At 71.0% G+C, this 10280-nt stretch carries 7 protein-coding genes; 2 read left to right on the top strand and 5 right to left on the bottom strand.

Annotated features, from left to right (window positions below):
- Positions 1–183 precede the first annotated feature (183 nt).
- Entirely contained in the window at positions 184–1041 is an 858-nt protein-coding gene (locus tag ACFUCU_RS13065; RefSeq protein WP_377973018.1) for a ParA family protein, read from the bottom strand.
- Positions 1042–1427: 386 nt separating this feature from the next.
- Between ACFUCU_RS13065 and ACFUCU_RS13060 the strand changes: the two genes are divergently transcribed.
- Positions 1428–4826 carry a pyruvate carboxylase gene (locus ACFUCU_RS13060; RefSeq protein WP_377973017.1) on the top strand — a complete coding sequence of 1133 codons (3399 nt, stop codon included), beginning with the start codon at positions 1428–1430 and terminating at the stop codon, positions 4824–4826.
- 107 nt (positions 4827–4933) lie between these two features.
- Here the strand turns inward: ACFUCU_RS13060 and ACFUCU_RS13055 are convergent, their stop codons facing one another.
- The gene (locus tag ACFUCU_RS13055; RefSeq protein ID WP_364137877.1) at positions 4934–6751 is read right to left on the bottom strand and encodes an AMP-dependent synthetase/ligase; all 1818 of its coding nucleotides are present in this window, start codon (positions 6749–6751) and stop codon (positions 4934–4936) included.
- Positions 6752–6946: 195 nt separating this feature from the next.
- Between ACFUCU_RS13055 and ACFUCU_RS13050 the strand changes: the two genes are divergently transcribed.
- Positions 6947–8035, top strand: coding sequence for an ROK family glucokinase (locus tag ACFUCU_RS13050; protein ID WP_364137875.1), 1089 nt, complete (start codon positions 6947–6949; stop codon positions 8033–8035).
- Between the two features lie 20 nt (positions 8036–8055).
- Here the strand turns inward: ACFUCU_RS13050 and ACFUCU_RS13045 are convergent, their stop codons facing one another.
- The 3 genes from ACFUCU_RS13045 to ACFUCU_RS13035 are packed head-to-tail and all read right to left on the bottom strand — an operon-like array spanning position 8056 to position 10264.
- Positions 8056–8682: a hypothetical protein gene (locus tag ACFUCU_RS13045; RefSeq protein WP_377973016.1), complete on the bottom strand. Its 627-nt coding sequence runs from the start codon at positions 8680–8682 to the stop codon at positions 8056–8058.
- Positions 8679–9476: an alpha/beta hydrolase gene (locus ACFUCU_RS13040; RefSeq protein ID WP_377973015.1), complete on the bottom strand. Its 798-nt coding sequence runs from the start codon at positions 9474–9476 to the stop codon at positions 8679–8681. Before ACFUCU_RS13040 ends, ACFUCU_RS13045 begins: the two co-directional genes overlap by 4 nt.
- The gene (locus tag ACFUCU_RS13035) at positions 9473–10264 is read right to left on the bottom strand and encodes an alpha/beta hydrolase (protein WP_377973014.1); all 792 of its coding nucleotides are present in this window, start codon (positions 10262–10264) and stop codon (positions 9473–9475) included. The genes ACFUCU_RS13040 and ACFUCU_RS13035 overlap by 4 nt, the downstream gene beginning before the upstream one ends.
- Positions 10265–10280: the final 16 nt, after the last annotated feature.

Raw genomic sequence — 10280 nt, 5'->3', positions numbered from 1 at the left:
GTCGGGGGCCCACCCGACCGGCTCCCTCGTCTCGCTCCGCTTCGACGCGGGGCCCTCGCCGTCGGGGGCCCACCCACCCGCTCCCACCGCTCGCGCCCCGTCGACGCGGGGCCCACCCCGGCGGGGGCCCCCCCCCGGCCCCCCCCCGCTTCTGTCGTTTAATCGGCCCCGGCGGGCCAAACGTCAGCGGCTGCTGCGGGACCGGGCCCGGCCCGCGCCGACGAGTTCGCCACGGTTGCCCAGCAGGTTCGCCAGCAGTTCGTCGAAGAGGCCGGCGGCGTTCTTGGCTGAGTCGCCCGGCCAGGAGTGCACGGCGTGGGCCGCACCCTGGATCTGCTGCCAGTTGGCCTGTTCCGGGATGTGCGGGGTGAGCAGCAGTTCGCCGAACATCGAGTCCATCTCGGAGAGGCGGAAGGCGTGCTCCGCCGAGCCCGAGCGGACCCGGTTGGCGACGATGCCGGCCGGCATCAGCCCGGGGGCAAACTCCTGGCGGAACAGCTGGATGGCGCGCATGGTGCGCTCGGTGCCGGCCACGGAGAAGAGGCCGGGTTCGGCCACCAGGGCCACCTTGTCGCTGGCGGACCAGGCCATCCGGGTGAGGCCGTTGAGGGACGGCGGGCAGTCGATCAGGACCAGCTCGTACCGGTCGGCGCCGGCCAGGACGGTGGAGAGGCGGCGCAGGTCGCGGCGGCCCAGGTCCGGGCGGTCGTAGATGCCGGTGTAGGCGGAGCCGACGGCGACGTCCAGAATGGATTCTTCGCTGTTGCCGGCACGGGTTCCGGCGGTGGAGTTGCCGCGCTCCAGCCAGCCGCTGGGGACCACGTTCTCGGCCAGGCGGGCGCGGCGCGGGGACTTCAGCATGCGGCCGATATCCAGCTGCTCGCCGGCGCGGACGCCCAGGGCGGTGCTGGCGTCGGCGTGCGGGTCAAGGTCGATCACCAGGGTGGGGATGCCGGCGGCGAGGGCGGCCGAGGCCAGCCCGGTGGTCACCGATGTCTTGCCGACTCCGCCTTTGAGGCTGCTGATGCTGACTACGTGCACTTGAAAACCAATACCTAACGCCGGTTGCCGAGACTGGGTCATGCCGGCCCGTGCGTTCCTCCGGGCCGGGGCGGACATGCGCCACCCACCTACCCATCATAGGCGGCGGCGCACAATAAACCCGCCTCATCCACCCCGGCAGAGGCGGAAGTCCGGTCCCTCGGGCTGCGCCGCAGCCCACGGATGAGTCCGTGCCCCGGGCCGTGTCTTCGCTGCTGCCCGGCCGCGGAACAACCCCGTGCCGGAGGGCGGCGGACGCCGTCTGCCGCTTCCAGGGCACATGACGGATAATTCTGTGATGACGGCCACAATGATTTGTGTTGGCCGCCACCGTCTTAGAAACTGTGACCACTTACCGAACCGCCCGCGAAGATGCAGGGAGAAGTATGTTTTCCAAGATTCTGGTGGCTAACCGCGGCGAAATCGCGATCCGCGCCTTCCGTGCCAGCTACGAGCTGGGAGCCAAGACCGTTGCGGTGTTTCCCACCGAGGACCGCAACTCGATCCACCGCCAAAAGGCCGACGAGGCTTACCTGATTGGCGAGGAGGGCCACCCGGTCCGCGCTTACCTCGACGTCGACGAGGTGGTCCGGGTCGCCAAGGAGGCAGGCGCCGACGCCATCTACCCCGGCTACGGCTTCCTCTCGGAAAACCCCAACCTGGCCCGGGCCGCCGCGGACGCCGGAATCACCTTCGTGGGCCCGCCCGCCGAGGTCCTGGAACTGGCCGGCAACAAGGTCGCCGCCCTGGAGGCCGCCCGCAAGGCCGGCGTCCCGGTCCTGAAGTCCAGCAAGCCGTCCAAGGACGTCGACGAACTGATCGCCGCCGCGGATGAGATCGGGTTCCCCGTCTTCGCCAAGGCCGTCGCCGGCGGTGGCGGCCGCGGCATGCGCCGCGTCGACACCCGGGAGGCGCTGCCCGAGGCCCTGCAGGCCGCCATGCGCGAGGCGGACGCCGCATTCGGCGACCCCACCATGTTCCTGGAGCAGGCCGTCCTGCGGCCCCGCCACATCGAGGTGCAGATCCTGGCCGACGCCGAGGGCAACGTCATGCACCTGTTCGAGCGCGACTGCTCCATCCAGCGGCGCCACCAGAAGGTCATCGAGATCGCCCCGGCACCGAACCTGGACGAGGGCATCCGCCAGGCCCTCTACCGTGACGCCGTGAAGTTCGCCAAGGCCCTGAACTACGTCAACGCCGGCACCGTCGAATTCCTGGTCGACACCGTGGGGGACCGGGCAGGCCAGCACGTCTTCATCGAGATGAACCCGCGCATCCAGGTCGAGCACACCGTGACCGAGGAAGTCACCGACGTCGACCTGGTCCAGGCCCAGCTGCGCATCGCCTCCGGCGAGACGCTCGCGGACCTCGGCCTCTCGCAGGACACCGTCCGGCTGCGCGGCGCCGCCCTGCAGTCCCGCATCACCACCGAGGACCCGGCCAACGGCTTCCGGCCCGACGTCGGAAAGATCACCGGCTACCGCTCCGCCGGCGGCGCCGGCGTCCGGCTCGACGGCGGCACCGTGTACTCCGGGGCCGAGATCAGCCCGCACTTCGACTCCATGCTGGTCAAGCTCACCTGCCGCGGCCGCGACTACCCGACCGCCGTCGCCCGCGCCCGCCGGGCCCTGGCCGAGTTCCGCATCCGCGGCGTCTCCACCAACATCTCCTTCCTCCAGGCCGTCCTGGACGACCCGGACTTCATCGCCGGCGACGTCGCCACGTCCTTCATCGACGAGCGTCCCGAGCTGCTCAAGGCCCGCGTCTCCGCGGACCGCGGCACCAAGCTGCTGACCTGGCTGGCCGACGTCACCGTCAACAAGCCCAACGGCGAGCTGACCGTGCACACCGACCCGGCGGAAAAGCTGCCCGCGCTGCCCGATGCCGAGGCCCGCCCCGGCTCGCGCCAGCGGCTGCAGGAACTCGGTCCGGAGGGCTTCGCCCGCGCCCTGCGCGAGCAGAACGAAGTCGCCGTCACGGACACCACCTTCCGCGACGCGCACCAGTCGCTGCTGGCCACCCGGGTGCGCACCCGCGACCTCGTCGCCGCCGGCCCCGCCGTGTCCAAGCTGCTGCCCGAGCTGCTCTCGGTCGAGGCCTGGGGCGGGGCGACCTACGACGTCGCCCTCCGCTTCCTCGGCGAGGACCCCTGGGACCGGCTTGCGGCCCTGCGCAAGGCGCTGCCCAACGTCTGCCTGCAGATGCTGCTCCGCGGCCGGAACACGGTGGGCTACACCCCGTACCCGGAGGAGGTGACGGTGGCGTTCGTCAACGAGGCGGCGAAGACGGGCATCGACATCTTCCGCATCTTCGACGCCCTCAACGACGTCAACCAGATGGCCCCGGCCATCCGCGCCGTCCGCGACACCGGGACCGCCGTGGCCGAGGTGGCGCTCTGCTACACCTCGGACATGCTTGATCCCGGGGAGCAGCTCTACACCCTGGACTACTACCTGGAGCTGGCGCAGAAGATCGTCGACGCCGGGGCGCACATCCTCGCGATCAAGGACATGGCCGGCCTGCTGCGTCCGGCAGCCGCGGCCAAGCTGGTCACCGCCCTGCGGGAACGCTTCGACCTCCCCGTCCACCTGCACACCCACGACACCGCCGGCGGTCAGCTGGCCACCCTGATGGCGGCCGCGGACGCCGGGGTCGACGCCGTCGACGTCGCCTCTGCCTCCCTGGCCGGCACCACCAGCCAGGTGGCCGCCTCCGCCCTGGTCGCGGCTCTCGCGCACACGCCGCGGGACACCGGCCTGGACCTGGACAGCGTCTGCTCCCTGGAGCCCTACTGGGAGGCCGTCCGCCGCGTCTACGCCCCGTTCGAGTCGGGCCTGCCCGGCCCCACCGGCCGGGTCTACCAGCACGAGATCCCCGGCGGCCAGCTCTCCAACCTGCGCCAGCAGGCCATGGCGCTGGGCCTGGGTGAGCGCTTCGAGGCCATCGAGGACATGTACACCGCGGCCGACCGCATCCTCGGCCGGCTCGTCAAGGTCACGCCCTCCTCCAAGGTGGTGGGCGACCTCGCCCTGCACCTGGTGGGCCTCAACGCCGACCCGGCTGACTTCAACGAGAACCCGCAGAAGTACGACATCCCGGACTCGGTGATCGGCTTCCTCTCCGGCGAACTCGGCGACCCGCCCGGTGGCTGGCCGGAACCGTTCCGCACCAAGGCCCTGCAGGGCCGCAGCGTCAAGGTCCGGGACGTGGAGCTCAGCGCCGAGGACAGCGCCGCGCTCAAGGGCGACTCCAAGACGGTGCAGCAGACCCTCAACCGTCTGCTCTTCGCCGGGCCCACCAAGGACTACCAGAAGAGCGTCGAGACCTACGGCAACCTCTCGGTCCTGGACACCCGCGACTACCTCTTCGGCCTGCAGCGCGGCGCCGAGCACGAGATCGAGCTGGAGAAGGGCGTCCGCCTGATCGCCTCGCTCGAGGCAGTCTCCGAGCCCGACGAGAAGGGCATGCGCACCGTGATGTGCACCCTGAACGGCCAGTCCCGGCCCGTCGTGGTCCGCGACCGGTCCGTGGTCAGCAACGTCAAGGCCGCCGAGCGCGCCGATGCCTCCCAGCCGGGCCAGGTGGCCGCGCCGTTCGCCGGCGCCGTCACCCTGACCGTCAAGGCCGGGGACAAGGTGAACGCGGGCGACACGGTGGCCACCATTGAGGCGATGAAGATGGAAGCCTCCATCACGACGCCGGTGGCCGGCACCGTGGCACGGCTGGCGGTCGGCGCCGTCGAACAGGTCCAGGGCGGGGACCTGCTGCTGGTCATCGGGGCGTAGGACCCACGCACCAGAAAGGGCTCCTCCGGCTGACGCCGGGGGAGCCCTTTCTGGTTTCTGGTTACCGGTTGCTGGCCACCGGCTGCTGTGGCCGGTGCGCCCGCGGCTCAGGCATGCGTGGGGCGCCTGGCCGCGTACATCTCCTCGATGACGGCGTCGAAGTCCTTGAGGACCTGGGCGCGCTTGACCTTCATCGAGGGGGTCAGGTGGCCCGAGGCCTCGGTGAAGTCCGAGGGGACGATGCGGAAGGACTTGATCGCCTCGGCCTGGGAGACCGACTGGTTGGCCCGGTTGATCAGCTCCTGGACCGCGGCGTGGACCGCTGGGAGCTCCGCGGCCTCGGCCACGCCGGACGCGGACAGGTTGTGGCGCTGCAGCCAGCCCGGGAGGGCCTCCTCGTCCAGGGTTACCAGGGCGCCGATGAACGGGCGGTTGTCGCCCACCACCAGCACCTGGGAGACCAGGGCGTCGGCCCGGATCTGGTCCTCGAGCAGTGCCGGGACCACGTTCTTGCCGCCGGCGGTGACGATGATTTCCTTCTTCCGGCCGGTGATGGTCAGGAAGCCCTGGTCATCGAGCTGGCCGATGTCGCCGGTCCGGAACCAGCCGTCGATGAACGCTTCATCCGTCAGGTCCGGCCGGTTGAAGTAGCCGCGCATCACGCAGACGCCCTTGGCGAGGATCTCGCCGTCGTCGGCGATCTTCACCGCGTTGCCCGGGATGGGCGCCCCGACGGTGCCGATCTTGATCAGCGAGGGCGTGTTGACGGTGACCGGGGCGGTGGTCTCGGTCAGGCCGTAGCCCTCAAGGATCTGCAGGCCGATGCCCTGGAAGAAGTGGCCCAGCCGGGCGCCCAGCGGGCCGCCGCCGGAGACCGCGTGGGCCACCTGGCCGCCCATGGCGTCGCGGAGCTTGCCGTAGACCAGCTTGTCGAAGAGGGCATGCTTGGCGCGCAGTATCAGCCCCACCTTCCCGTCCTGCCGGGCCCGGGAGTATGCAATGGCGGTCTCGGCGGCGCGGTGGAAGATGGCGCCCTTGCCGCCGTCCTCGGCCTTGGTCAGGGCCGAGTTGTAGACCTTCTCGAAGACCCGGGGGACGGCCAGGATGAAGGTGGGTTTGTAGCTCTGCAGGTCCGGCAACAGGTTCTTGATGTCCGGGGTGTGCGCCACGGTCACGCCGGCCGCCACGGCCAGGACCGAGATAAACCGGGCGAAGACGTGCGCCAGCGGCAGGAACATGATGGTGCGGGCGTCCTCGTTGACGGTCAGGCCCAGGGAGGTGGCCAGCACGTTGTCGGAGAGTTCCACGAAGTTGCCGTGGGTCAGCTCGCAGCCCTTGGGCCGGCCGGTGGTGCCCGAGGTGTAGATGATGGTGGCCAGGTCGGCGAGTCCGGCGCTTGAGCGGCGCTGCTCCAGCTCCTCGTCGCTGATCCCGGCGCCGGCGGCGCGGACCTCGTCCAGGGCCTCGCCCTCGAGCTGCCAGACGTGGCGGAGTGCGGTCAGGCCCTCGGAGGTGGCGGCCTGGCGGATGATGTCCTCGTGGTGTGCGGACTCGCCGAACGCGGCGACGGCGCCGGAGTCGCCGAGGTTCCAGGCGACCTGGGAGGGGGAGGAGGTCTCGTAGATCGGCACCGACACGGCTCCGGCGAACCAGATAGCGAAGTCGATCAGGGACCATTCGTAGCGGGTGCGGGACATGATGCCCACCCGGTCGCCGGCGCCCACACCGCTGGCCATCAGGCCCTTGGCGAGGGCGGAGGCGTCGGCCAGGAACTCGGTGGCGCGGATGTCCTGCCACTGCCCGGCGGCGTCGAGCCGGGAGAACAGTGCAGGGTTGGACTGCTTCGCCGCCTGGCGCAGCACCAGGTCGGTGATGTTTGTCTCCGGCGGGACGGTGACCAGGGGCGGGACAATAATTTCTCGCACGATAGCTCCTTTGATATCCGTAAACCCCCGAGGGGTACGACTAAGACTAGTACGCGGCCCTCTTACGGGTGTGGCGCACTTCACCTACTGGCCAGTAACTTTACGGCCGGCGGGGGCCTAATGCCACCCGGCGGGCCTCCCGGCGGTCCGCGCCGCCCCGGGACGGTGGGGCGGCTGGCCCTAGAATGAGGAGCGATGCACACTCCACTTCCGGGCCCGCAGCCGGCCCCGTCCCGCCGGAGCCCCATGTGGCGGCACCGGACCACACGCCGCCCGGGCGCCGAGCCGGCAGGCCGCTTCCGCGAACACCTCCGGCTGGGCCGCAAGGGCCTGGCGATCGGCATCGACATCGGCGGCACCAAGGTGGCGGCGGGCGTGGTCGACGCCGAGGGCAGGATCCTCAAGCAGGCGCGGCGGTCCACCCCCGGCAACGACCCCCGCGCCGTGGAGCAGGTGATCGTGGAGCTGGTCGAGGAGCTGGGCCAGGGGCACCGGATCTGGTCCGTAGGCATCGGCGCCGCCGGCTGGATGGACCTCGACGGCGCCACCGTGCTCTTCAGCCCCCACCTCGCCTGGCGGAACGAGCCGCTGCGGGAGAACCTGCAGCGGCTGCTGCGCCGGCCCGTGCTGCTGACCAACGACGCCGACGCCGCCGGCTGGGCCGAGTGGCGCTTTGGCGCCGGCCGCGGGGAGGACCGGCTGGTCTGCATCACCCTGGGCACCGGCATCGGCGGGGCGATGGTGATGGACGGCCGGCTGGAACGCGGACGCTTCGGCGTCGCCGGCGAATTCGGCCACCAGATCATCCAGCCCGGCGGCCACCGCTGCGAATGCGGAAACCGGGGTTGCTGGGAACAGTACGCCTCCGGGAATGCGCTGGGCCGCGAGGCCCGTGAACTTGCCGCCGCCAACTCCCCGATGGCGCAGGAACTGCTCAAGGCCGTCGGCGGCCGCGTCGGGGACATCACCGGCGTCACCGTGACCGAACTGGCCAAGGCCGGGGACCCCACCGCCCGTGAACTGCTGGAGGACGTGGGTGAGTGGCTTGGCCTGGGCCTGGCCAACCTGGCCGCCGCCCTGGACCCGGGGACCTTCGTGATCGGCGGCGGGCTCTGCGATGCCGGCGAGCTGCTCGTCGGCCCGGCCCGCACGGCCTTCGCCCGCAACCTCACCGGGCGGGGCTTCCGCCCGGCGGCCCGGATCGAGCTCGCGGCGCTCGGCCCCAACGCGGGCCTGATCGGCGCCGCCGACCTGTCCCGGGTCAGCAGCCGGATGCGGAGCTAGCGGTACCGCTCCGGGTCATGTCAGACCCGGGCGCCGTCGTCGTACTCGTCTTTTTCGTGCGGAAGCTTGGAGATCAGGTAAACCACGGACACCGCGAACGCGGCCACCATGCCGATGATCGCCAGCAGCGGGGCCGAGCGCCAGAACATCACCGAGAGGAGCAGGGCAATCGGACCGCCCACCGCGCCGATCCACGCCAGCATGGTCAAAGGGTCCGTGTCCGAGAGCTTCGGCGGCTCCTCCGGCACGAACTCGCCGTCCCCGTCGTCGTCGGCCTCGTAGTCCCGCGGCCCTCTGCCCGCCGCGCCGCCAGGTGCGGGGGCAGACCCCGGGGCTGATCCGGGTCCCGGCGCGGCCAGGCCCAGCGGGTCGAAGTCGCTGAAGCGCCGCGGCCCGGCAGGATCCCCGCCGGTGCCGGCGCCACCCTTGCCGGCTCCGTCTCCGTCCGTCTTTTCCCCGCCGGTCCCGTCCCCGCCAGTTTTTCCCCCGGCTGTCTCTTCTCCGCCTGTCTTTTCCCCGCCTGCGACGGGTTCCGGCGTCAGGCCCGAGTCGGTCTGCTCCAGCCGCGCCACCAGGTCCAGCCAGACGGCATCGTCCTGGTTCGCGCCGGAATCCGGGTCCGGGGACTTGGGATCGGAATGCGTCATCTGCCGTTTCTTCCTTGGCTGCTGCTGGCGCCCGGTTCGTGGGCTGCCACGATCGAGCGGATGAATTCGGCCGTGCCGCTGAAGATCTGCGGCGCGTCGTTGTCCATGGTAGCCACGTGGTAGCTGTTCCTCAGCGGCACTACCTCCAGCTGGGCGTTGGCCAGTCCACGGCGCAGCGCCGTCATGCTGGCCTCCGAGACCACGTGGTCCACCGTGGAGCGGTAGGCCCGCACCGGGGCGGTGACGCGGGGGAGCAGCCGCACCGTGTCCTTGAACATCTTGTTCAACTCGTAGGCGGCCGCCACCGGGGTGCGGGCGTAGGCGCCCTCGTCGACGCCTTCCTTGAGGATGTCCCCGGCGATCGCCGGTGTGCTCTTGAGGACGAAGCGCACGAAGCCGGCCAGCGGGGCGCGGGGATCGTCGATCACCAGGCCCGGGTTGACCAGCACGGCGCCCGCCACCGGGTGGGTGGCGGCCAGCCGCAACGCCAGTGCCCCTCCCATCGAGAGTCCGGCCACCACCACGTGGTCGCATTCTTCCGCCAGTTCCAGGTAGGAGGCCTCCAGGCCGGCGTGCCATTCCTGCCAGCGCGTCCGGGCCAGCTCCTGCCAGCTGGTGCCGTGGCCCGGCAGCAGCGGCATCCGCACCGCGTAGCCTTCCCGTGCGAGGGACTCCGCCCACGCCCGGACACCGTGCGGGCTGCCGGTGAAGCCGTGGGACACCACCACGCCGACGCTCGGGCCCTCCCCGCTGAAGGGGTGGCTGAACGGCGAGTGGTCGGGCGCTGGCGTCATGGCTGCTCCGGGGTTCCTGAGGGGGCGGGGGTGTGGTCCTGGAAGAAGCGTAGCGAGCGTTCGAAGATCAGTGGCGCATCGACATCGAGGGTCGCCACGTGTCCGCTGTCCGGCAGCCGCACCACCTCCGGTGCGGACGGACCCAGCCGGCGCTCGAGCAGGGCCAGCGAGGAGGCCGGCACCACGGCGTCGGTGTCCGATTTGAACACCAGGGCCGGCGCGGTGACCGAGGGCAGTTCCCGGAGCGTAGTCGAGAAGAGCTTGCGCAACTGGTGTACGGCCTGCAGCGGCGTGAGCGAGTAGTCGCCGTCGTCGGTGGCGGCCGCCGTCGACTCCGCCTCCTGCAGCGGAACGGTGGTGCGCTGCAGATATTTGAGGACGCCGACGTAGCGGACGCGCCGGTCGTAGAAGCTCAGCCCCGGGTTGACGACGGCGACTCCGGCCACCGGGTTCCGGGCGGCGGTGCGCAGCGCGATGGTCCCGCCCATGGACAGGCCCGCGACGAAGCAGGTACCGGTGGTGGCGGCCAGTTCCCGGTACGCATCCTCGAAGGCGCCGTACCATTCCAGCCAGCTCCGGCGCGCGAGATCCCGCCAGTTCGTGCCGTGTCCGGGTAGCAGGGGAACGCTCACCGCGTAGCCAGCGGCGGCAAGGTGTTCGGCCCACGGCAGCACGCTTAGCGGGCTGCCGGTGAAGCCGTGGCAGATGGCCACGCCGGTGCGCGCGTTCGCGCCGTGGCCGGGGTAGGAGAAAGCGGCAGGCCGGGAGGGGGTGCTGCTGTCGCTCATGAGCCCATCGTGTCAC

It is taken from the genome of Arthrobacter sp. NPDC057259 (assembly GCF_042668995.1).
GTDB lineage: Bacteria > Actinomycetota > Actinomycetes > Actinomycetales > Micrococcaceae > Arthrobacter.
The sequence above is the reverse complement of the archived record's forward strand: the minus strand, read 5'-3'. Positions and strand labels throughout refer to the sequence as shown.